Raw genomic sequence first — 23,620 nt, forward strand, 5'->3', positions numbered from 1 at the left:
CGAAAGGAAATACTATGGAAAAATTTTGTCAGTCTTGTGCTATGCCTTTGAATTTACATGGCCTAGATGTTCGTGGAAGTGAGAAAGATGGGACGAAATCGTCTATCTATTGCTCTTATTGTTATGTCAACGGTCGTTTTGTAGAGCCAGACATCAGTTTTGAAGAAATGTTAGCTAAGGGCAAAACTGCTATTTCAAATGGTCAAGGAAATGCCTTTATCAAATGGTTAATGAAGGCCAGCTATCCTATGATGCTCAAGAAAACCAAACGCTGGAAAGCTTAGTGAGTCCTCTGACAATAGTCAGAGGATTTTTCTGTCGTGTTCATATTCTGATTTTTATTCTAATTAGTGCTATAATAGTATTTGTTGAGTTCAGGTAAGAGGAGGTAGTTATGTCATTATTATTGTCACCGGTTGAGATTGCTGGTTTGTCGCTCAAAAATCGTGTGGTCATGCCACCTATGTGTATGTACGAAGTCAAGGCTGAAGATGGGTTGCCAACGGCCTTCCATCATGCCCACTATGGCGCGCGTGCTATCGGCGGAGTTGGCCTGATTATCCAAGAAGCGACGGCTGTAGAACCAGATGGTCGGTTATCTAAGCATGACTTGGGCATTTGGACAGATGAACAGGCACAGGCTCTAGCCAAATTAGTTTCGGAATTGAAGGCTTTCGGAAGTAAGGTCGGTATCCAGCTCAGTCATGGTGGCCGTAAGGCCAAGGATGCGGAACTGCCCCTTGCTCCGACTGCTCTTGCCTTTAACCAAGATTACAAGGTACCGCAGGAAATGACCCTTGAAGATATTGAGCGTGTTCAGTCTGCTTTTGTGGCGGCTGCGGCGCGTGCAGCTCAGGCTGGCTACGACATGATTGAAATTCACGGGGCGCATGGCTATTTAGTCAATCAATTTCTGGAACCCTTGACCAATCAGCGGACGGATGCCTACGGTGGTAGTCTGGAAAATCGATTCCGTTTCTTGAAAGAAATTATCGAAGGTGTGAAAGCTGTCTTTACTGGTCCAGTTTGGGTGCGCTTGTCAGTGACCGCCTACGATGAGACTGGCCAGCAAAATACACTCCAAGATTACCAACAAATTGCTAAATGGTTGGAAGAACTGGGCGTGGCTTGCCTGGATATCTCAACTGGCGGTGTCATGGATACGCGACCAAATATTCCAATCTATGGTGGTTATCAGGCTGGTTTTTCTGCCAAAATCAAAGAAGTTGTCAGTATTCCAGTTACAGCTGTTGGCTTGCTTAATAGTCCAGAGTTGGGAGAATATATCTTGCAAAATGGCCAGGCTGATTTGATCCAAGTCGGTCGTGGTCTCATTCGTAATGTCAATTGGTTGGCAGAGGCGGCCGAGGTCCTGCACGACCATGATTTTCAAGTCTACAATGCCTCTTACCAACGTGGTCAGGTCAAGTAGGGGCTTTCTGGGAATGATACAGTTGAATTCACAGGCTATTTTTCAAAAAAATAAACCTCAGACTTGACTAAAAGTAGGTTTAAGTCGATACAATAGTGATGGAGGCAGCTATGTCCACGATTAAAGAAATTTCGGAGTTGCTGGGGATTTCAGCGCCGACCATCCGTTTTTATGAGAAAGAGGGAATGGTGGAGATTCCTAGAAATGAGCGGGGTATCCGTCAGTTTGATGAGCGGAGCATTGACCGGCTCAAGGCCATTGTCCACTATCGCCGTGTGGGAATGCCCTTGGAGGATATCCAGGAGATTTTGGCGGAGTTCCACAATCTTGCCCTGTCGTCGGACTTGCTCAAGAAAACGCAGGCCCAGCTGGAGGCTCAGATTGCGGCCTTGCAGGAGACCCATGCCTATCTGGTCAAGAAAATCGAGATCCATCAGCAGTTAGCCTAGCTAGAAGCTCAGGGAATTTCGGCAAATGAGCGGACAGATGCCTACTACGATATACGAAGAAAGGACGCAGAGTCCTAGTGTTTCAAAAAGGAGGAAACATGGAAAACTATACACTTTCAAATGGTGTCAAGATTCCAAAGATTGGTTTTGGTACTTGGCAGATTAAAGAAGGCGATGATGCCTACAAGAGTGTGGCGCACGCCCTCAAGGTTGGCTACACGCATGTCGATACGGCGCAGATTTATGGAAATGAGCGCAGTGTTGGTCGTGCCATCGCAGATAGTGACCTGGCGCGTGAGGATATTTTCCTGACGACAAAGGTCTGGAACGACAAGCACGATTATGAGCTTGCTAAGGCGTCGATTGAGGAATCGCTGGAAAAATTAGGCGTTGACTATCTTGACTTGCTCTTGATTCACTGGCCAAATCCAAAGGCGCTCCGTGAGAATGATGCCTGGAAGGCTGGAAATGCTGGTGCCTGGAAGGCCATGGAGGAAGCCTACAAGGCAGGCAAGGTCCGCGCTATCGGTGTATCCAATTTTATGATCCATCACCTGGAAGCCTTGTTTGAAACAGCTGAAATCAAGCCACAGGTCAACCAAGTTCTCTTGGCACCGGGTTGCACGCAGGAAGAATTAGCAGCCTTCTGCCGTGAGCACGACATTCTTCTTGAAGCCTATAGTCCACTGGGAACAGGCAGCATCTTCAAGAATAAAGTAGTGCAAGAAATTGCTGAAAAGACTGGCAAATCTGTTGCCCAAGTGGCATTACGTTGGAGCCTGCAAAAAGGATTCTTGCCTCTACCAAAATCTGTCACACCAGCCAATATTGAAAGCAATTTGAACATCTTTGACTTTGAATTGTCGGCAGATGATGTGGCGACCTTGGATAGTGTTGAAGGCGTCAGCGTCCAATCTGATCCAGACAATGTGAATTTTTAAGAAACTCAACAGCTGACGAAAGTTGGCTGTTTTTTGTGCGAGCACGGTCTGTAGACCAATCCAAGGAGAATGCGCGTGACCGACCTATTTTTGGAAAAGGGGAGAAGTTGATTGATACAACTATAGAATGAAAAGCCCATGAAGTCTTTGATTTTGAGGACTTGTTTGCATTTTGGAGATGTATCAACCAAATTCTTGTTCCTGAAACCAAATCCCGCAACAGTATGGTAAAATATAAATACAAATGAGTTGAAAAGGACAGGGGTTAAATCAAATGAAAAGAAGCCGATTACTTATCAGTATTTTAGCAACACTAATGATTTTAATTTTAGGAGGGTGTGGTATGACTTCTCAGAAAGAAACATTGAAGGAAGAGAGACAAATTGCAAAAAAGATAGCTAAAGATTTTTCGTCAAAATATTTTGCGCCAGATAAAAATGAAATCACAACGATTACCTTTTATCAGGAACCGGTCGTTTCAAACGATGCAACTGGAAATGTTACATATAAATTTTACATAAATGATAATAGTGAATGGAAAGTTGGAGCTTCAGTTAAGGAACAGACCGGTGAGATATGGGCTTATGGAAGTGATTATATTGACCTTGTCCATTCTGAACAAATTCTTCAAAATGATGATTTGACTATTAAACTTTGGGAGCAAAAGTAAATGTTAACAACAACTCAAGACAGTAAGATTCTATCAAATGTTTCCTATTGGATAGATACGAATAAATCTGACAAACCGTTTACCCTTTTAAAAGGTGAGATATTAGATACTAGAGATATCAGAGGATTATCACAGAACTTCCAAGTCCTCCAAGTTGAAGACAATCAGGCTAACGGCATGCAGGCCATGGCAGTTGCTCCAGTGATTAACTGTGATTAGGAGATATAAAATGAAAAAACGAAGAATTTTTATTAGTTTAGTAGTCGCAATGACCATTTTAATATTAGGAGGATGTGGAATGGCTGAGAGCAATAAAGAAGTGAAGTATAAAGAAGAGCAGGATAGAATGGTGGAGTATTTAGCTCAGAATTATGAAGGTGTTGAAAAAATTGAGTTTATAAATTTTGAAAAGAATAATACTACAGGTACATGGAGTAGTGATGCGATTGTTAATGACATTTATTATATAACCTTTAGCCTTAATGGATTCGGGGGAGAAATAGATGTAACTGAACATATTTCTAGAAGTAAAGGAAAAGAGTTACATCTGAAAAATGGGGAGGAAGATATAAATACTTCAAAAATACAGAAAGTTTATTTTGAGGAATAGAGAATGATAACACATAAAGATTATAATAGGATTGCTGACAAGGTTTATACGGTAGATAGTGGCAAAGAGGCTTTTCCAATTGAAAAGAGTACATTAGAAAATTATTATATGAGATACCAGAAGGGGCGGATTATGCCATAGATGCTTCTGAACTAGAACAAGAGGATATCTCATCTACTAGAGTAAGACAATTGGAGGAGTTATTGCAACAAGGAGAGTATGTCTTTGAAATCTCTATGTTATTAACTGCTTGGGGATACGATAGTGGTTTCAATTGCTTAACAGAACTTTTTGATAAAGGTTTACTCAGAGGTTTTATAGTCAATAGATTATATGGATATGATGAAACCTATAAACATATCTTGGATAACTTGATATTATTTTGGATAAATAAGGGCGCAGGAGAGGATAAAGAGATAGAAGTCAAAGTTAATCTATATATAAAAAAAATTATTCAGGATTCATTCCTAGAGATGTATGATTTAGATCCTTTGATTACATTTTTACAACTTTCTAGTACACGTCAAGAGCTTATAGAATTGATAAAACAAAATCTCGAAAAAATAACTTTGGAGCAAGAGAATTTCTTATGGAGAATAAAAAGTGATTTGAAGATAATAAACCTTTATGATAAAGATTTTGTAGACAATTTTATAAATAAATATTCTTTAGACCGAGATGATGTTTTATAATTTGTTAAAATAAGTATGGAAAATATTAAATTTTATAAAATCAATGAACCTTTTGGTGAATTTTCGAATTTTGCTCCTTTTGGTTTGTTTGATGTTTCTGGTTTATATTGGCCGACAAGTGAGCACTATTTCCAAACTCAAAAATTTGAGCAAAAGGAGCTTAGGGAAAAAATTAGATTACTTTCTAATCCAAAGGCTGCTGTTTTGGATGATGGCTATGATGCCGTTAAGAATGGACTAGGTAAAGCAGTGAAAGGTACTTGGAATACGGTAGCAAGTTGGTTTGGCGGAGGTTTAAAACATGCGTAATAAAGGACTCTTATCCGCAACGTTTGAACAGTCAAAAAAGGTTGTAAAAAAATCAGAAATCATGCGGTACAGTAATGATTTAGTATCTTCAATGAGTTTGTTAAAGAGGTTCATCCTAATTTTACCTGTTGCATTTCTGATAGGCTTGTTTTACATGTTAGGAGTAGCTCTACCGACATACGTCACCTCAGTTGATTCAATCAGTCTGGGTGAGTATACAATCAGAACTATTCACCAAATGGATTTAATCCTGTCTCCTTGGATAAAAAAGTTTATTATTTTGGAAGGCTTCATGCTTATAATAAATTTATTTCCAAAATCAGACTATGCATTTCAGTTACTATTTGGAGTCATGATTTCAATAGTTGTTACATTGATTGGTGTGTTAGGAATGCTTCCTATGTCAGTTGGTCTTACAGTAGGGGCATTCGGTTGGATTGGATTTGCCCTTCAATTACTAATCTGTATCTATCTCTGGAAATCTTTGGTAGAGTCTAGCGCAAAACAGCTAAAACAACAGCTTTACCAAGGGGTTCCTGCTGGTAAGGATTGGGGAGAGAGTCTGATGGTTGTAATCAAGAAATATGGTGGTGTTCTGTTACTACTCTCTATTGTCAATCGCTGGACTTTCAATTTTGGAGAAGTGTCTAACATTAGACCAGATATATTCAGCTTTTTGTACGGTTGGACCTTTCTATTCGTGACTGCTCTTATGATATTTGTTGCCAGTATAACATTGAAAAATTTTGTGGCAGTTTTTTACTTTTTTAAATACCGTAAAGAATACCGCCAGTTCTTTAAAGTCTCCAATGAGCAATGGTATGGCAAATGGCGTGGAAAAATGATAGATAAGAAGAAACAAAAAGAGAAATTAAAATGACAAATGAATGATTACCATTAGGAAGTATTATCTACTTAGAGGAATCAATAACAAAGTTGATGATTGTAGGAAGAGGTCCTATTTTTGAATCAGATGGGGAGAATGTGTATAGTGATTATGTAGGAGTAATTTATCCAGAAGGGATCAATCCAGAAGATGCCATTTTCTTCAACCACGAAAATATTGAAAAGGTTGTATTTGAAGGCTATAAAGATGATGAAGAAAAACGCTTTATGGAAGTGTATGAAAGTTGGGAATCTGTGTTAGAAGTAAAGAAAGTAAAAATGTAGGCAAAAGTGCTATAGCTAAATATGTTAAATCAAATAAGTCAATATCCGAGTGAGCTTGAATTACTACTAAATTCAAATTCTAAATTTGTGATTAATGAGGTTATCGAAAAAGGAAACGATATTATGATTAAAATGACATTGCTGAAATAGATAAGGAGAAACAATGAGGTTACATGAAAAATGGATAGAAGACTCTAGACAAATGGGCTTACTTGCTGTGAAAGAACAGCTACAGGCGGTTATCTATGGCTTAGCTATTGGTGATGCTTTAGGTGTTCCAGTTGAGTTCAAAGAAAGAGGGACCTATAATATTACGGATATGATTGGTCATGGAACTTATAACCAACCTTTGGGAACTTGGTCTGATGATACCTCTTTATCCTTGGCATTAATGGAACATCTTTCAGAGTGTTCTGATTTACCAGCATTAATGGATAAATTTGTGGCTTATCGCAATGGCTATTTGACCCCATACGGTGATTGTTTTGATATTGGAATTGGAACTAATCAGGCTATTGAACGCTACTTGTCAGGTGTTTTCCCTGAAGAAGCAGGTGGACAATCTGAAATGGATAACGGAAACGGGGCTCTGATGAGGCTTTCCCCTTTAGCGATTCTATTGCAAGAAGAATTTGATTTTCCTAAGAAAGTAAAAATAATTGAAAGATATACAAAAATTACCCATAGACATCCAAGAACTGTAGTTGCATCAATCTTATATATTCAAATACTTATTGGCTTGTTATTGAATAATAATCTAGAAAATACAATAAAAGGAACAAAAAAAATATTTCTAGAATCTTTCGATCAATCTCACCCTTACAGGAAAGAGTTTGAAGAATACTATGCAGACTTATTCAATAAAGAATTTTTAGAATTACCATCTTCTGAAATAGCTTCTACAGGCTATGTTGTAGATACACTAAAAGCTGTAATTTGGTGTGTAGGCACGACAGATAGTTTTAAATCAGCTATTCTAAAAGCGGTAAACCTAGGTGGTGATACTGATACAATCGGAGCGATAACTGGAACACTAGCTGGTGCTCTGTATAAAATTGATAGTATACCAGAAGAATGGATAAATAATATCGCGAATAAACTATTAATTGATAAAAAAATAAGAGACTTTCTACACTATTTTGAAGAATTAGAGTATCAAAAGAAAGGACTCAAAGCACATTTTCGAAATAGGATAAGGTAAATATGGTAAGAAATAACTTCTATGGTATAATAGTTTCATTAACCTTTGATAAAATAATTCGCCTTTGAAAGGAAAAACATCGTGACCTACAAATTTCTACTTTTCGACCTTGACCATACTTTGTTGGATTTTGCGACTGGTGAGGAGATTGCCCTCACTCAGTTTCTGGAATTTATGGAAGTGGAGGACATTCAGGCCTTTAAAGATGTCTATCGTCCGCTCAATCAGGGCATGTGGAAGGACTTGGAAAAGGGTTTGATTACCAAGAAGGAGCTGGTCAATACTCGATTTTCGCGGGCCTTTGCCCATTTCGGACGGCAGGAAGACGGAGCTGAGTTGGCCCTTCGTTACCAAGAATTTATCGGTCGTCAAGGACAGATTTTTGAGGGAGCGGATGATTTGCTTGAGACCTTGACGGAGCGTGGCTACCAGATTTATGGCGCGACCAACGGCATCACCTACATCCAGGAAAATCGTCTCAAACACTCACCCATTGGCAGCTATTTCAAGCAAGTATTTATCTCTGAGCAGATGGGGACCCAGAAGCCGGAGCTTGATTTTTATGAAAAAATAGCAGAGCAGATTACCGGTTTTGACCTGTTCAGAGCGCTCATGATTGGTGACAGCCTGACGGCAGACATCCAAGGCGGTATCAACGCTGGCATGGATACAGTCTGGTACAATCCAGCTGGCCTAGAAAATACAAGCCATCTCACACCAACCTACACCATCAGCAACTACCAGCAATTAATAGATATCTTATAAGCAGCGAGACCATTGCTTGCTTTTTTCATTTTTTCAAATCTTAAAATTCTTGTAACAATCTTGTATAAATAGTTTTAAAAAATGCAATAAATATGCTATACTAAACTAGTGTATTCTGCACAATCTATCAAAACAAAAGGAGAAACAATATGAAAAAGATTGATTGGATTGAATATTTTGAAGCTATCAATGGTCGTTCGCCAGAAGCTCATGAGATTGAAGCTGCTCTTGCCGCTGGAGAATTTTAAGAGGATGGCCATCAAAATATACCTACAGAAGAAGTTGTTCAAGAAGAAAAAGTTGATGCAGAGTCCACTGTAGAGTCTGTTTCAGCTCCAGTAGACATTCCTTCCCAGCAACCAGTTCAGGAACCAGCTCAAGCCTTCGCTCAGCAAACCAATGCTCAAGCGCAACAAGTACAGCCACAGCCAACGGTACAGCAGGTAAATCCGCAGGCCTTACAACAAGCGCCAGCTGCACCATCAGCATTCGGTCTCTTCTTCAAGCAGTTTAGAGAGTGGATTGTGTCTGCTTGGAAGAAACCAACTTCAATTGCCAGCCATACCCACAAATATAACGGTTTGACCTCTCTCTTGCTCATCGCCTTTTTCGCAGCCCTGACGATTTATTTCCCAATGGTTAAGGCGGCAAACAGTGTCAATAGCTTTACAAATAGTCTGACTTCAGAACTCGGTAGTCTGTTTGAGGGCGCTAATGGCTACGATGCTTATGGTTCTTCCGCACCTGCAGTAAGTGTTGGACTGGATATCTTGTTTAAGACCTTTATCGGAATTGCTCTGATTATTTTTTCAATTGTCCTGGCAGGATTTGTGGTGAAACGCTTTATCTACAAAGAACAGCAATATACATTTGCTTACACTCTTGAATATTATGGTCGTTTGTTTGCGGTAAACGTATTGCTTTATGCAATTGCGGCCTTGTCAGCTGTTTTGGGAATTTTCTCTCTGGTTGGTGTTGCGACCTCTTTAGCCCTCTTTGCCGTGGGTTCAGCCAGCGTCTATGCCCTTGCTAACTTTACTAATTCATCACAGATGGACTCCTTGTATCGCTACTTTATTGCTATTTTGGTAAATGGTCTGATTATCTTTGTATCAGGAATTATTGCAGCCTCTATCGTAGGACAAATGTTCTGGTCAAGTCTCTTTTAATCAAATAGGAGTTGAAATATGGCAACGAAAGAAAAATGGATTGATTTATTTGAAAAGGTTGTTGGTAGAAAGCCAACCCCTGCTGAATTTGTTAAGGCCAAGGAAGTTGACTTTGACTTAAAGCAAATCAAGGCCATAGCAGGATTGGACAGCGACCAACAAGTAGCTGCAGAAAATGTGGCTGAGAATGGTGCAGAGACTGTAGCAGAAGCAGTTCAAACAGCCCAGCCTGTACAGCCAGTAGCGGAAGTAGTACCTGTAGCGCCAGCCCAGCCTGTTCAAGAGGTGGAGCAGGTCCTTGTGGAACAACCTGTCTTTACCACTTATCAAACCAAGCCACAGAGCAAGAAAAAGAAGATTCTCTTTGGCTTGGGTGCAGTGGCCCTACTTGCACTCGGCGCGGGCTACTACTATATGGATTCTGTGACTGGAATGGACATCGCTGTTGATGAATTCCAAACAGCAGTTGACAGCAATGATTACGACCAGATTGCGACCCTCCTATCTTCTAATGATGACAAGTGGTCCAAGTCAGAGGCTAAGGATTTTATCCAATATTTGAACTCTGAAGGCGTCGATATCAAGAGTGAGCTAGATGCCATTGAAGCATCTGGCGGAAAAAATACTTTTAACGACCAACGTGGAAATAAGTTGCTCGGATTACGTGAAAAAGGACGTAAATTAGGTCTTTTTCCAGAATACCAAGTGACCAGTTATCCGGTTGAAATTCTTGTCAATAGTGACCTGTCTGAATTATCTATTGATGATCAAAAGATTGAAGCCAACAAAGAAACGTCTTTGGGTGAACATCATTTTGCCAATAAAGAATTCAAGGCTAAGGGCAAAACCAAATCTGGAGACTTTGAAACCAGCTTGCAGCCGAATCTCAGCCAAGCTGAAGAAAACAGGATTGTCATGACTCTATCGCCTGTTCAGAAAACGCTCAACCTACACCTGCCGGTCGATAACGGCTCTATCAAGGACATCAAGGTCTTCTCTGGTGATAAGGAAATTGCCAAATCACTGTCAGACAGCGTTGAAGTTCTAGACAATCAACATCTTGATTTGAAGGTTAGCTTTAATTTTGAGGGCGCAACATTTACAACGGAATCTACCAAGGTTCTGGTCGATCCAGCAGTTGGCGAAATTTATGCGGATTTGACCATGTCTTCTGAGGAAAGCAAGAAGTTGACGGACGCTCAAAAAGCTAAGGAAAGCAAGGAAGCTCAGGCCAAAGAGGAGCAGGAAACCAAGGAAAAAATCCAGACCTTCATGAATGACTATATCGAGTCAATGCGGTCTTCTATTACCCACCGTACCGTTCAGTTTGACAGATATTTCGATACCTCAAGTGAGGTATATCGTATATATGTAAACTATATTGAGGGTGGCGGTGTTGCCAGAGCCAATATTGATTACCAAACGACGATTGATTATACTGTGACGGATGTCAAGAAAGATGGTGACAATTACGTCGTGACCGTTCATAATCAATTTAGAGAAGTTTATCTCAATGGTAAATCGAGTACCTTGACGAAAAAACAAGTCTTTAATCTGAGACAAAATGGTGATTCGTTCTTGATTTATGGAGTAAGTGAAACGTGAGGCAAATAATGATGAATAAAAAAAACTTGAGTTTTCTCTTGCTCTCCGCTCTGCTCTTAACAGCATGCGGCCAATCAGAAAGCAAGGTAGAATCAAGTAAATCAAATGACACCAGTCATTCAAGCAAGACAGCGCAAACCACGACTGAAGTGTCATCAGAAACCAGCGAAACTGCTGAAGGGTCAGAAAACAGTAGCGATGCTAGTTCGTCGTCTGAACAGGCCGAGGAGACCATTGCTACAGATGCAAACTACAACGGCTCTTATTACAGTGTCCAAGGGAAATACGGACCAGTTGTCATTGCCAATAAAAAGCATCCTCTGGCAGCTTCCTACGCTCCAGGTGAGGACCCGCAAGCTTTGGTAGCCTTCCAGAGCCTGATTGCAGACATGCAGGCACAAGGGTTCGCTGTATCGCATTCCTATAGTGGTTTCCGTTCTTACGAGACCCAGGCTGGGCTCTATCAGTCCTATGTCAATCGTGATGGTCAGGTTGCTGCCGATACCTATTCAGCCCGTCCAGGCTATAGTGAGCATCAGACAGGCTTAGCATTTGACCTAATGGACAGCGCTGGCAATCTCTTAGAAGAGCCGACCGCAGCCAACTGGGTAGCTAAAAACGCCCACAACTATGGCTTTATCGTTCGGTATCAGCCTGGAAAAGAAGCCATCACAGGCTACATGGCTGAAGCCTGGCACCTGCGTTATATTGGCCAAGAAGCGACTGACATTTACAATTCTGGCCTGACCCTGGAAGAGTATTTCGGCGTTGCTGGCGGCGGTTATCAATAATAGAAAAAAGTATTTGACCATACAAATCAGATGTGATATGATGGTTTATCTTATAAAGTCGTTTAGTTTACTTTTAGTACTTGCATCAACAGTCTGGGAGACTGTTGAAGGGTATAATGATACAGCAGATGTATTCTGCGTCAATAGTCGCAGGCATAACTGAAGTTAGGCAAGACGAGTTAACGAAGTAATAAAAGATAAACCATATGACGATAATTGGAGGAACATAATGTTTAAAGCAATGGAAGTATATTTGGTAACCAATGGTAACGGATTGGAAGCCATCGAATTTTACAAAAATGCCCTCGGTGCAACAGTTGAGCAAGTAAATTTGTTCAAGGATTTCTTGCCAGATTGTCCAGCTGAATTGGAAAATCATGTGATGAATGCACAATTCCGCTTGCCAAACGGTCAACGTTTCATGCTTTCTGATAACAACCCAGAAATGCCTTACTCAGTAGGCGACAACATCACCGTTGCCCTTACCACTGATGATGCTGAAACAGCTAAGGATTTCTACGACAAATTGTCAGTAGATGCTAAAGCCATCATCATGGAGTTGCAGGCAGTGCCATGGTCACCGGCCTACGGAAATGTTACGGACAAATTCGGCATCACATGGCAATTCAACGCAGAAGTTGAAGGCTATGGGGCGGAATACTACGCAGAAGAAAACTAAACACACAAAAAGTTCGGAGCAAATGTTCCGAACTTTTTTGGTTCCTGAAAACCACTAGCTATGCTAGTGGTTCCGTAGAGCTTCCAGCGTGGTATTAAAAAGACCTCCTAAAATGATATGATAGAAGTGGTTTCCCCGCCACTACATCACATTACAAAGGAGGTACCTCATGAGAGAGGATACAGAAAGTTTATCACATACGAAGTGGAATTGTAAATATCATATTGTTTTTGCCCCCAAATATCGTCGCCAAATCATTTATGGCAAGTACAAAGCTAGTATCGGAAAGATTCTCCGAGATTTGTGTGAGAAAAAAGGGGTTACTATTCGTGAAGCGAATGCTTGTTCTGATCATATCCACATGCTCGTCAGTATTCCACCCAAGCTCAGTATCGCACATTTATGGGCTACTTGAAAGGTAAGAGCAGTTTGATGATTTTGGACAAACATGCCAATCTAAAATACAAGTATGGAAACAAATCTTTTGGTGTCGAGGGTATTATGTTGATACGGTTGGACGAAACCAAAAGATAATTGCAGAATACATTCAAAATCAAATACAGGAAGACAGGGTAGCGGATCAGTTAACTTTGTTTGAGACTGTAGATCCGTTCACTGGCGAACCAAATAGGAAGAAGTAACTGAGGTACTTTAGCACCTGCTCGAGAAAGTGGTGCGCGAGGAAATCATTTCAGTGTGTCTTTGACCCTGGCCGGAAAAAGCGGCTTATAGCCGCAGAGCAAACCACCAGTTCACACTGGTGGTTTTAATTTGTATATTATCAATAACTAGCGACTAACCATAACTGGTTGAGTATAATGTTCATGTAGAGTCCTGCCAGCTTGCTCAATAAACTCATCAAGGTAGGACGGTGATTGGATAGTTGGGTTTCGATAAAAGACAAATTCAATGGTGAAGGATGGCTCAGCAATTTCATAAATACTGCATTTGTTAAAGTTACTAGGTATAGTTACAACCTTTGGTAGAAACATATTCCCAATTCCTTTTTTGACCATGCCAATTGCTGTGTACGTATTTGAGGTTTCATGGATACAATTGATTGATATGTTTTCTTGAAAATACGCAGTATCAATAATTTTTCTAAAAACATAGTGTTCATTCAATAATATGACAGGCAAGTTATGAAGTTGTTTCATATCCAATGAATTTTTTAGTAGCTCGCGCTGTCTAGTTGGTTGGAAGAGAGAGGATGATTCGGAAGCGATGAGACACATGCTGGAGTCAAAAACGTGGATTGTTTCAAAGTTGCTGTCCTCATTTCCGATACCAAATAGGAGGTCTAAATCGCCTTCATTTAGCATATTTAGAAGGACTTTTGAAGTATTTTCAACGAATTTAAATTCTACCTTGTCCATTGTATTTGTAACGATAGGATAAATAGCTGGTAGAAAAATAGGAGATAACATGGGGTTGATGCCGATACGCAACAGTCCCTTTTTTTCTTTGGCAATAGAGGATAATTGATCCAACATAACGCTGTGAAGTACGTCCACTTTTTCTAAGAAGGCTAAATAAATTTCACCAGCCTGAGTTAATTTCATTTCACGATAGCGGCGTTCAAATAGTTTAGCTCCTAACTCCTCTTCAATTTCTTTTAATATTCTCGAAATATAGGGCTGTGTTACATAGAGTGATTCGGCAGCAGCTGTGATGCTTCCTAAGGAAATGATGGCTTCAATGATGCTTTTTTTAGAAATACTCGACATTTATACACCTCCATTTTTTTAATTGTTTTAAATTATATTAACATTTTACCATAATGATTTTGTTATGGAAAGCATTCTGTTTTGGCATTTCACAAAGTTACTATATCGTATTATAATTTGTCTATAAAGTAAATGAAGCGCTTCCAATAATTTAATAATTCACAAACTAACAATTATAAAAAGGTATAAACTTATTTTTTTAGAACATGGAGGAAATCAATGGATCCTGGACTTATCAGTCTGATAGGGGTTCTCCTATCGTTAAGTCTTCTTATTTACCTTGCTTATAAGGGCTTTCCAATACTTTTTCTAAGTATTATCAGTATGTTGCCGATGATTCTTTTATCTGGCGGAAATATAAACGAGCTGATACAGGAAAATTATATGACTGGCTTTGCAAATTTTGCTCAGCGAAACTGGCTCATTTTCTTCTTCTCAGCAGTATTTGGTCAGATGATGGGAGATTCTGGAGCAGCAAAAGTGATTGCTTATACTTTTGCAGGATTTGCTCGGAAATTTCCAGGTAAGGAGCAACTAGTTGCAATTTTGACCCTGATTTTTATTTCATCGACCTTATCATATGGTGGCATCTCGGTCTATGTCTTGGTCTTTACAATGGTGGCTATTTCTAAGGAAATATTTCAAGAGCTAGATATCCCTTGGCACATGTACACATGTAATGGATTAGCTGCTGGAGTTATTACTATGTCGATGATACCTGGAACACCCTCGATTCAAAATATTATGCCTACGGAGTATCTGGGGACTACGACCATGGCCGCCCCTATACTTGGCTTAATTCTTGCCGTCTTGGCTTTGATAATGGGTGTCGGCTATATCGAATTTCGTTTGAGGCAGGCTCAAAAAAGGGGAGAAGGATTTTATAAGACTGGTTATAGGATTGCAGAGTCAGATATCAAAACTGAGACAGATATTCCTAATATTCCATTATGGCTTTGTTTCTTGCCTTCGATTGTCTTGTTCCTTTTTATGAATATCTTGAAATTCTCGCCACCTATTAGTCTACTCATTACTATTACAGTGACTTACCTGCTGTTCTACAAGCACTTGAAAGGAATTTTTGCTACTATTCAAAAAGCGACCACAAACACTTTGAATGCAGTAGGAGCTACTTGTTCAGTGGTTGGGTTTGGTACAGTGGTGGCGGCTCTACCGGCCTTTCAGTACATCATTTCCGGTCTGGATAAGATTCCTGGTCCGCCTGTAGTCCAGTTGGTCATCGCAGTTAACATTGCTTCCGCAATTACCGGATCATCAGCAGGTGGATTGGGAGTTGGCTTGCAGGTCTTTGGTCAGCGCTTTCTTGATCAGGGAATTCCGGCTCCGGTCATTCATCGTCTAGCAGTTGTCTCTGCTGGTGGCCTAGATTCTTTACCGCATAACGGAGTTGTTATCAATTCCTTAGCTGTTATGCGCTTGACTCACAAGGAATCTTATCTAAATACCTTTGTAACATCAGTTGTGATTCCAATTATTTGTGCCTTTGTTGGTGCAATGCTTTATCAAATGGGTATATGGTAACTTTTACCAAATTATTTAGACATACAGAGAAACTTGAAGGGTGTGAAAATACCTTCCAATCTTTAGGAGGAAAATAAAAATGAGTGAAATTAAACGTGTTGCTGTCATCGGTTCAGGCTTAATGGGGCGTCAAATTGCCCTGAATTCAGCCCTCTATGGCTATACAGTCTTTTTGAATGATAAGAATGAAGAAGCTTTAGAAAAAGCAAAAGAGTGGACAGTCGATTATCTTAATGGACGCATTGCCAAAGGGAAGTTAACCCAAGAGCATATCGATGATGTCAATAAAGTTTTATTCTTTGAACCAGATATAAAATTAGCAGTAGAAGATGTAGATTTAGTCATTGAAGCCATTATTGAGGATCGCCAGATTAAGTTTGATTTCTTCAAAGAAGTGACTGAATTGGTAAAACCAGGTACTATTCTTGCTACAAACTCTAGTTTCATGGTGTCTTCCTTGTTCAAAGATGCTGTTAGAGAACCAGAATTGTTGGCTAATTTCCATTACTTTAATCCAGCTTTGGTAATGAAATTGGTTGAAGTAGTCAAAGGCGAACACACTTCTATGGAAACTGTTGAACGATTAATGGATTTTGCCCGCAATACTGGTAAGGACCCTGTCTTTGTTATGAAAGAAAATGATGGATTCTTAGCGAACTCTGTACTCCGTGCTGTTTCTCGTAAAGCCATGGAACTCTATGATGAAGGCATCGCATCATATCAAGATATTGATACAGCTGTCGAAAAAGGTCTCAATTATCCGATGGGCCCATTCCGCTTGATGGACTTGACCGGTATTGACCTAGCCTATCTAGCTGCCAAACGTCAGCAAGATGAAACTGGAGAGCGTCGTCCAGGTATTGAGTTGTTGGAGAAAATGTACAACGAGAAAAAATGGGGCCGTAAAACAGGCGAAGGTTTCTATAAATATACGAAATAAAATTTTAAAAAATATATTATAAAAATGGAGGAACATATTCATGTCTCAACAAGAAGTAGTGATTGTTGCCTATGGTCGCTCAGCTGTTGCTAAAGCGGGTAAGAAGGGTTTCTTGCGCCTACAACATCCGGTTGATTTTGCCGGCAAGGTTTTGGAAGGGGTGTTAGCAAAAGTACCGAATCTTCCAAAGGAAGAAATCTATGACGTTGTTGTCGGAACAGCCAAACCAGAAGCGGAACAAGGGAACAACGTCGCTCGTCTCATTGCTCTGAGAGCTGGCTTACCGTATAGTGTATCTGCTCAAACGATTAACCGTTTCTGTTCATCAGGTCTACAATCGGTTTCTACAGCAGCAAATATGATTTGGTCCGGTGAAGCAGACGTAGTAGTAGCTGGTGGTGTGGAATCTATGTCCAAACTGCCAATGACAGGAAATCCTGCTACCCGTGATCAATGGATTTCAGATAATGAACCTGGTCTTTATACGCCAATGGGAATTACAGCAGAAAATGTAGCAGAAAAATATGGTGTGACCCGTGAACAAATGGATGCTTTCGCTGTTGAAAGTCACCACCGTGCAGAGGCTGCTCAAAAAGCTGGTAAGTTTGTTGACGAAATTATCCCAGTGATTGGAAATGACCTAGAGGGCAATGAGTTTGAATTCAAAGATGACCAAGGTATTCGTTATGGTTCGACCATGGAAGCTTTAGGTGCTTTGAATCCTGTCTTTAAAGAAAATGGTACTGTAACAGCTGGACAGGCATCGCAAGTTTCAGACGGTGCAGGATTTGTAGTTCTTATGTCTCGTAAGCGGGCAGAGGAATTAAACATTAAACCGGTTGCCAAATTCCTTGGTTTCAATGTTGCAGGGGTAGATCCAAATATCATGGGAATTGGGCCAATAGAGGCAGTACCACGTTTGTTAAATCGCTTGGATGTCAAAGTAGACGATATTGATGTTATTGAATTGAACGAAGCCTTCGCAGCTCAAGCCCTTCCAATCATCGATACTCTGGGCTTTGATCCAGCTAAGGTCAATCCAAATGGTGGAGCAATCGCCCTTGGTCACCCACTTGGTGCAACAGGTGCTATCTTGATTTCAAAAACAATTTCAGAATTGAAACGAACAAAAGGCAAACTTGGATTGATTACCATGTGTATCGGTGGCGGAATGGGCGCTGCTGGTCTGATTGAACTAATCGAAGATGAGACTTAGTTTCTAGAAAGTGTGTGTGCTATGGAACTAATCAGTCTTATCGGAATGCTGTTTGGGATTGGATTCTTCATTTTCTTATGTGCGAAAGGATTTAATCTAGTACTATCAGCACTACTCTCCGCTTTTATCATTATTCTGACATCAGGTTTACCTATGTTGGAATTGCTCAAAACTGCCTGGGCACCAGGGTTTGCTTCCTTTATTCAAAACTTCTTTCTTATTTTTGCCGCTGGTGCCATTTTTGGTCGTTTGCTCAATGACGGTGGAGCATCAAAGTCTATCGCTATGGGCATCTACAGAGCTATCTCAAAATTGAAGAAGAATCAAAAGTTCTGGGCAGTTGCGTTTGTACCTGTTATGTATGCCATCCTATCCTATGTTGGAGTTTCAGGCTTAGTCATTGTCTATACGGTCATTGACGTATCGGCAGAACTGTTCAAGAAATTTAATATTCCTTGGAGGCTTTATACCAATGGTGGATCGGCTGTTATTGGCGCTCTCTTTATCGGTGGGTCTCTCCAATTGACCAATATTACACCCTCTCAATTTACAGGTCAGCCTATTACAGCTGGTATGGGACTTTCCCTAATCTGTGCACTAGTTTTCTATGCCTATCAAGCTTTCTTTATCGTTTATGATTTAAAAGTTGCGGAGAAGCGTGGTGAAGGATTTGATGAAACTGGTGCTAATTTCTATGCAGGACTTGGAAATAGCAGTGCGGATGAAGATTTACCTTCTGTATCGTTGTCAATTCTTCCAATTGTTGTCATGATTGCTTTGGCGGGTTTCCTTAAAGTTGATGTACTGTATTCGATTACAGCTGGCTGTATCCTTTGTGTCATTCTTTTCTTCAAGCGTTATAAAGCCTTGGATAAGACAATTACAGGAGCTCTATCGTCCGCCTACGCACCAATTTTTGGTGTCGCTGCAACGTCAGCTATAGGTTCAGTTATCAAAGTTGTTCCTGGATTTGCCTTGGTAACTGCTGGCTTGGATATCTTTTCTCCAATGACAAAGGGTGTGCTTCTAATCTCGCTAGTATCCTTTATTACAGCAACAGGAGCAGGTGCTATCAACTCTTTTGGTGCAGAGGTAAATGCTATGTTTACTGAGCAAGCTGGTCTGACGGCAGCAACCTCCCATCGTCTTATGGCCATAGCGGCATCTACATCTATTTCGGCTCATTCGCCAGGTGTAAATAATGCCATGGAATTAGCAAAATTAGAATATCGCAAAGGGATTGTAGTCTACCTTAGGACAGGGCTTCTGGGTGGTGTTATCTCTATTATCGTCGCAATGATTCTTATCAAATTAGGAATATTTGTCTGATGTTAAATAACATTGGAAAAAGCTTGACATGTAATTGTGCAGGTCTGTCGATATTTCTACATTCGACAGGATAAAAAAATGTATTGAAAGGAGTACATATAATGAGTTTGAAAAAACCTTTAGAGGGTATAAAAGTCGTTGAATTAGGAACGTTTATAGCCGTTCCTACGGCAACCAGATGGCTGGCTGACTGGGGTGCAGAAGTTATCAAAATTGAGGGTTTGCAAGGAGATGATTGGCGTCACATAGGTCCAGGTTTCCGAACACCAAAAGCTGATGATGAAAACCCACTTTTTACCGTTCAAAACGCAAACAAAAAACTCTTGGCTTTGAATTTGAAAACCAAGGAAGGTCTGAAAATTCTATTTGATTTGATTAAAGAAGCAGATGTTTTCATTACGAATGTTCGTTTGAAATCTCTTGAGAAAATGAACATTTCTTATGAAACAGTAAAAGCAGTCAATGAAAAGATTATTTATGCTCATTTCACAGGATATGGTTATGAAGGGCCAGCAGCAAGCAGACCAGGTTTTGATATGGCAGCCTTTTGGGCAAGAACGGGTGCAATGGTTGACTGGGGCTCAAAAGGCGACTTTCCTATTAAGCCTTTAGGCGGCTTTGGAGATTCAACGGTCGCATCTGTTATCGCCCTGGGAATCATGGGTGCTTTGTATGGAAGAACTGTTAGTGGCAAAGGAACATTCTTAACATCTTCCTTGTACGGTACAGGTATTTGGTACAATGCTACAGGTGTTGTGGCCACACAAGAGCGGTATGGCGCAGAGTATCCAAAACATAAAATGGCCCCAGGTTCCCCTACGAATCATATCTATCAATCTTCAGATGATCAGTGGGTTATCATTACCCTCGGTAATTATGAACGTCAGGCCCCTGACTTCTACCGTTTGCTAGGATTAGATGAGTACGCAGAGCATCCAGATACAGAGACGATTGCTATCTTGCAAGCTCATCCGGATACCCTAAAGGAATTGATGGAAAAACTTTATCAAGTCTTTAGAACCAAGACAATGGCTGAATGGACTGCTTTATTTGATGAGGCAGATATTGTTTACGAAGTATTGAAACACAATGCAGATGTTTCTAAAGATGAACAAGCCTGGGCTAATAATTATCTTCGTGAAGTTACCTTTGAATCGGGAAATACAGCTGTTATGCCTAATCTTCCAGTATCATTCTCAGAATATGATACCTTTGATTCTTATCAACCGACTGGTCGGATTGGTCGTGATTCAGAAGAAATACTGAAAGCTTTGGGATATTCTGATGAAGAATTCAAAGCCTTTATTGATTCAAATGTAACACTTTAGGAGGGTAAGAACTATGTCTAAACCACAATTAGAATATTTACTATTGGAAGAAAAAGGCAATACAGCTATTGTGACTATCAATCGTCCAGAGGCTATGAATGCCTTGTCTACAGAAGTTTGGAGAGAGCTAAAAGCAACTGTAGATTATCTCAATAATCAAGAAGACATTCGTGCTGTCATCTTGACAGGGGCAGGGGATAAGGCCTTTGCAGCAGGTGCAGATGTAAAAAATCTCTTGGTTAAAAAAGGGAAGGAAAATCTTTCATCCTTTGCTCGCGACTTCTTATTGGGAATGCAAAATTCACGCCTAGTCTTCATTGCAGCCATCAATGGCTATGCCTTTGGTGGAGGTTTAGAATTGTCAATGTTCTGTGATATCCGCATTGCTTCTACAACTGCCTTGCTCGGTTTGCCAGAAACTAACTTGGGACTTTTACCAGGTGCTGGTGGTACACAAAAATTGGTGCGCTTGACCAATGAATCGATTGCAAAACAGGTTATTTTGGGAGGGCGAATTCTTTCAGCCGAAGAAGGTGTGGCAAGTGGATTGATTATGCAAGTAGCTGATCCTGCAGAATTATTGACTGTAGCTGAAAAAGTAGCAAAACGGGTAACGGCTAAGGGACCAATTGCGGTTATGCTGGCTAAACGTGTCATCAACTCCGCAAATGATGTGGATATTCATTCAGGTTTGTTATTTGAAAATTTAGCTTTCTCTGTCCTACTTGATACCAATGATAAGGTTGAAGGTATCAATGCCTTTCTTGAAAAACGTAAAGCAGAATTTAAATCAGAATAAAAGGAGTAATCACTATGGCAACTAAAGAAGAACGGTTAAAAAAACTATTTCCAGAAGATGTATTGCGCATCTCCGAAGATTTGAGTGAAGGTGAACTGACAATTTTGGAAAACCTTTATGAACTCTTGGAGTCTAAATACCGTAAGGATTTGAATACCCATTGGTCGAATTGTACAGTACCAGAAGGATTTTTCGAAGATATGGGAACCCTGGAATACAAATATAGTCCACTATTGTATGAAGGCCGCGAGGGTGCAGATACTCCAAGTCTCATCTTCCAATTCTTCTTCGCCTATACGATGGCCCGTTTCGACCCATCCCTTGCAACGCTAAACGGTGTTCACTCAGGGCTTGGTTTCTACTCATTCCTTTACGGTGGAGACGATGCCCAAAAAGAAAAATATATTAAGAAATTGGCCAACCATGAACTGAGAACCTGTTTTGCCCTCACAGAGCCTGACCATGGTTCTGATGTTGCTTGGGGATTGCAAACAACTGCTCGTCGCGAGGGAGACAAGTGGATTATCAATGGCGCTAAACGCTGGATTGGTGGTGCAAATGTGGCAGATGTCATTCCAGTCTATGCGCGTGATGTTGAGACTGGTAAGCCAAGAGCCTTTATTGTTCGCAGAGATCAACCAGGTGTAGAAGTTTCTGTCATCCAAAATAAAATTGCCTTGCGCATTGTACCAAACTGCGATATTACTTTGACAGATGTTGTGGTGGAAGAGAGTGAACGTCTACAAAAAATCAATTCATTCAAAGATATCGCTCGTATTCTTTATACGACTAGAGCTGGAGTATCCTTCATGGCGACGGGTGCAATTGCGGGTGCCCTAGAAGCTACCTTGAAATATGTCAATGGTCGCGCGCAATTTGGCAAGAAGTTGTCTCAATTTCAATTGACTCAACAAAAGCTAGCTAAGATGAAATCCAACCTTACGACAGCAATGGCACTTTGTGCATCGATTGTTCGCCTGCAAGAAAAAGGTGATTACAATGAAGTGGCAACCTCTATCGGTAAATTGAATAATGCTGAAATGTTGCGCGAAGCCGTTGCACTTGGTCGTTCAGCTTGCGGTGGTAATGGTATTGTAGCTGATTACGATATTGCCCGCTTCTTTGCAGATGCTGAAGCAATCTATACTTATGAAGGTACGCATGAAATGAACTCTTTGATTGTCGGACGTTCACTGACAGGCGAAGCTGCCTTCAACTAATCCTATCAATTGGATACCAAGATTATTTCTCCTTCATTTACAAAGTCTAGTTATTGGTCTACCTCTTCATCACTAACTACCATTTTTCTAAATCAATAACTAGTCGGAGGTTGGTTCTGCCAGCCTCCTGTTTATATAATATTAGGTTAGAAAGGTAAAATATGTATAAAACTATAGAATTAGACATTCATGATTCTATTGCGACAATCTCGCTGAATCGGCCGGGATTCGGTAATTCATTTGATAAAACAATGTTTGAAGAGACAATCCAAACATTTCATAATTTGGCAGACGATGAAAGAGTGAAAATCATCATCTTACGCGCAAATGGAAAAATTTTTTCTGGTGGAGGTGACATAAACAAATTTAATAAGCTACTTGAAACTCGGGAGCCGTTTGACTTGAATCACACTCTGAATCCTGGTCGATTAGTTATGGCAATCCGTAATAATCCTAAGCCTGTTATTGCTGTCGTACAAGGTTCAGCGGCTGGAGCAGGATTTGGGCTAGCGATGGCTTGTGACTACCGTATCATTGGAAAGAAAACCAAGTTAGTTCCAGCCTTTAATGGTATCGGTTTACCCGGAGATAATGGACTATTTTATCTCTTGGGCAAACAAATAGGACCATCAAAACTATTTCAATATTTTACAACGAATCAGATTATCCGTGCAGAAGAAGCTATGGATTTAGGAATTATCACTAAATCTGTAGATGATGAGCATTTGGATAAAGAAGCACTAGATTTTGCTAACTTCCTATTGAATACGCCTCTTAAAGTCCTTTCAATTCAAAAAGATTGGCTCAATCGATTCTTCTATCCTGATTTGGAAGCTGCTCTCGAATTAGAAGCTATGCAGACCCATTTGTCTTCTAAGGAACAGGCCCTGTTTGAAGCAGTAGGAGCCTTTTTACGCAAGGAAAAACCAGATTTTACAAGGGTCAATTAAACAAGGAAAAAGAGGCTGGGCAGAAAGTCCAGCCTCGCTTCTCAGAGTTTGTGTCAACATCTCAGCGCAGTGGTTGATTGGCAGAT

Annotated in this window: 25 protein-coding genes and 2 pseudogenes; 26 read left to right on the top strand and 1 reads right to left on the bottom strand. The window is 40.3% G+C overall.

What is annotated here, in order from left to right:
- Nucleotides 1–14: 14 nt before the first annotated feature.
- From ACHBIE_RS06465 to tnpA, 18 genes and pseudogenes are all read left to right on the top strand, one after another.
- On the top strand, nt 15–284 hold the full coding sequence (locus ACHBIE_RS06465) for a zinc ribbon domain-containing protein (protein WP_172023369.1): 270 nt from the start codon (nt 15–17) through the stop codon (nt 282–284).
- Between the two features lie 110 nt (nt 285–394).
- Complete coding sequence (locus ACHBIE_RS06470) at nt 395–1,432, top strand: NADH:flavin oxidoreductase/NADH oxidase (protein ID WP_394732989.1); 1,038 nt, start codon at nt 395–397, stop codon at nt 1,430–1,432.
- 110 nt (nt 1,433–1,542) lie between these two features.
- On the top strand, nt 1,543–1,881 hold the full coding sequence (locus ACHBIE_RS06475) for a MerR family transcriptional regulator (RefSeq protein WP_238143453.1): 339 nt from the start codon (nt 1,543–1,545) through the stop codon (nt 1,879–1,881).
- A 98-nt stretch (nt 1,882–1,979) separates the two neighbouring features.
- Nucleotides 1,980–2,822, top strand: a complete 843-nt coding sequence (locus ACHBIE_RS06480; RefSeq protein WP_394732990.1) for an aldo/keto reductase — start codon at nt 1,980–1,982, stop codon at nt 2,820–2,822.
- 274 nt (nt 2,823–3,096) lie between these two features.
- Complete coding sequence (locus tag ACHBIE_RS06485) at nt 3,097–3,492, top strand: hypothetical protein (RefSeq protein ID WP_394732991.1); 396 nt, start codon at nt 3,097–3,099, stop codon at nt 3,490–3,492.
- Nucleotides 3,493–3,711 (top strand): hypothetical protein, encoded by a 219-nt coding sequence (locus ACHBIE_RS06490; RefSeq protein ID WP_257104682.1) that lies wholly within the window; start codon nt 3,493–3,495, stop codon nt 3,709–3,711.
- A 10-nt stretch (nt 3,712–3,721) separates the two neighbouring features.
- Complete coding sequence (locus ACHBIE_RS06495; RefSeq protein WP_105111481.1) at nt 3,722–4,102, top strand: DUF1433 domain-containing protein; 381 nt, start codon at nt 3,722–3,724, stop codon at nt 4,100–4,102.
- A 203-nt stretch (nt 4,103–4,305) separates the two neighbouring features.
- Entirely contained in the window at nt 4,306–4,794 is a 489-nt protein-coding gene (locus ACHBIE_RS06500) for a hypothetical protein (RefSeq protein ID WP_394732993.1), read from the top strand.
- A 15-nt stretch (nt 4,795–4,809) separates the two neighbouring features.
- Nucleotides 4,810–5,103: a hypothetical protein gene (locus ACHBIE_RS06505; protein ID WP_394732995.1), complete on the top strand. Its 294-nt coding sequence runs from the start codon at nt 4,810–4,812 to the stop codon at nt 5,101–5,103.
- Nucleotides 5,096–5,983: a hypothetical protein gene (locus ACHBIE_RS06510; RefSeq protein WP_394732997.1), complete on the top strand. Its 888-nt coding sequence runs from the start codon at nt 5,096–5,098 to the stop codon at nt 5,981–5,983. Before ACHBIE_RS06505 ends, ACHBIE_RS06510 begins: the two co-directional genes overlap by 8 nt.
- 11 nt (nt 5,984–5,994) lie before the next feature.
- Nucleotides 5,995–6,273 (top strand): annotated as a pseudogene (locus tag ACHBIE_RS06515) (DUF4176 domain-containing protein); the annotation flags it as partial.
- Between the two features lie 163 nt (nt 6,274–6,436).
- Nucleotides 6,437–7,474: an ADP-ribosylglycohydrolase family protein gene (locus ACHBIE_RS06520; protein ID WP_394732999.1), complete on the top strand. Its 1,038-nt coding sequence runs from the start codon at nt 6,437–6,439 to the stop codon at nt 7,472–7,474.
- An 81-nt stretch (nt 7,475–7,555) separates the two neighbouring features.
- Nucleotides 7,556–8,239, top strand: a complete 684-nt coding sequence (locus ACHBIE_RS06525; RefSeq protein WP_394733001.1) for a YjjG family noncanonical pyrimidine nucleotidase — start codon at nt 7,556–7,558, stop codon at nt 8,237–8,239.
- Between the two features lie 344 nt (nt 8,240–8,583).
- On the top strand, nt 8,584–9,408 hold the full coding sequence (locus ACHBIE_RS06530) for a DUF6574 domain-containing protein (RefSeq protein WP_394733010.1): 825 nt from the start codon (nt 8,584–8,586) through the stop codon (nt 9,406–9,408).
- An 18-nt stretch (nt 9,409–9,426) separates the two neighbouring features.
- The gene (locus tag ACHBIE_RS06535) at nt 9,427–11,013 is read left to right on the top strand and encodes a hypothetical protein (RefSeq protein ID WP_105110822.1); all 1,587 of its coding nucleotides are present in this window, start codon (nt 9,427–9,429) and stop codon (nt 11,011–11,013) included.
- An 8-nt stretch (nt 11,014–11,021) separates the two neighbouring features.
- Nucleotides 11,022–11,804: an LD-carboxypeptidase LdcB/DacB gene (gene ldcB / locus ACHBIE_RS06540; RefSeq protein WP_394733003.1), complete on the top strand. Its 783-nt coding sequence runs from the start codon at nt 11,022–11,024 to the stop codon at nt 11,802–11,804.
- Between the two features lie 229 nt (nt 11,805–12,033).
- Nucleotides 12,034–12,483, top strand: a complete 450-nt coding sequence (locus ACHBIE_RS06545) for a VOC family protein (RefSeq protein ID WP_394733004.1) — start codon at nt 12,034–12,036, stop codon at nt 12,481–12,483.
- Nucleotides 12,484–12,652: 169 nt separating this feature from the next.
- Nucleotides 12,653–13,124 (top strand): annotated as a pseudogene (gene tnpA, locus ACHBIE_RS06550) (IS200/IS605 family transposase).
- A gap of 147 nt (nt 13,125–13,271) precedes the next feature.
- On the opposite strand, the gene ACHBIE_RS06555 reads toward tnpA, so the two are convergent.
- Entirely contained in the window at nt 13,272–14,210 is a 939-nt protein-coding gene (locus ACHBIE_RS06555) for a LysR family transcriptional regulator (protein ID WP_125266493.1), read from the bottom strand.
- 384 nt (nt 14,211–14,594) lie between these two features.
- Here ACHBIE_RS06555 and ACHBIE_RS06560 point away from each other — a divergent pair, with 384 nt between their 5' ends.
- The 8 genes from ACHBIE_RS06560 to ACHBIE_RS06595 all read left to right on the top strand — a co-directional run bounded on the left by ACHBIE_RS06560 (nt 14,595) and on the right by ACHBIE_RS06595 (nt 23,534).
- Nucleotides 14,595–15,752 (top strand): GntP family permease, encoded by a 1,158-nt coding sequence (locus ACHBIE_RS06560; RefSeq protein ID WP_105122723.1) that lies wholly within the window; start codon nt 14,595–14,597, stop codon nt 15,750–15,752.
- 79 nt (nt 15,753–15,831) lie between these two features.
- Nucleotides 15,832–16,692, top strand: a complete 861-nt coding sequence (locus ACHBIE_RS06565) for a 3-hydroxyacyl-CoA dehydrogenase family protein (protein WP_202850082.1) — start codon at nt 15,832–15,834, stop codon at nt 16,690–16,692.
- 40 nt (nt 16,693–16,732) lie between these two features.
- On the top strand, nt 16,733–17,908 hold the full coding sequence (locus tag ACHBIE_RS06570) for a thiolase family protein (RefSeq protein WP_257117628.1): 1,176 nt from the start codon (nt 16,733–16,735) through the stop codon (nt 17,906–17,908).
- Nucleotides 17,909–17,929: 21 nt separating this feature from the next.
- Nucleotides 17,930–19,237 (top strand): hypothetical protein, encoded by a 1,308-nt coding sequence (locus ACHBIE_RS06575; RefSeq protein ID WP_394733007.1) that lies wholly within the window; start codon nt 17,930–17,932, stop codon nt 19,235–19,237.
- Nucleotides 19,238–19,338: 101 nt separating this feature from the next.
- Nucleotides 19,339–20,565: a CaiB/BaiF CoA-transferase family protein gene (locus ACHBIE_RS06580; RefSeq protein WP_105110829.1), complete on the top strand. Its 1,227-nt coding sequence runs from the start codon at nt 19,339–19,341 to the stop codon at nt 20,563–20,565.
- Between the two features lie 13 nt (nt 20,566–20,578).
- On the top strand, nt 20,579–21,364 hold the full coding sequence (locus tag ACHBIE_RS06585; protein ID WP_105161303.1) for an enoyl-CoA hydratase/isomerase family protein: 786 nt from the start codon (nt 20,579–20,581) through the stop codon (nt 21,362–21,364).
- Between the two features lie 14 nt (nt 21,365–21,378).
- Nucleotides 21,379–22,584, top strand: a complete 1,206-nt coding sequence (locus tag ACHBIE_RS06590) for an acyl-CoA dehydrogenase family protein (RefSeq protein ID WP_105161304.1) — start codon at nt 21,379–21,381, stop codon at nt 22,582–22,584.
- Nucleotides 22,585–22,745: 161 nt separating this feature from the next.
- Nucleotides 22,746–23,534 (top strand): enoyl-CoA hydratase/isomerase family protein, encoded by a 789-nt coding sequence (locus tag ACHBIE_RS06595; RefSeq protein ID WP_105110832.1) that lies wholly within the window; start codon nt 22,746–22,748, stop codon nt 23,532–23,534.
- Nucleotides 23,535–23,620: the final 86 nt, after the last annotated feature.

Origin of the sequence: Streptococcus sp. A23 (genome assembly GCF_043674155.1) — a bacterium.
GTDB lineage: Bacteria > Bacillota > Bacilli > Lactobacillales > Streptococcaceae > Streptococcus > Streptococcus suis_V.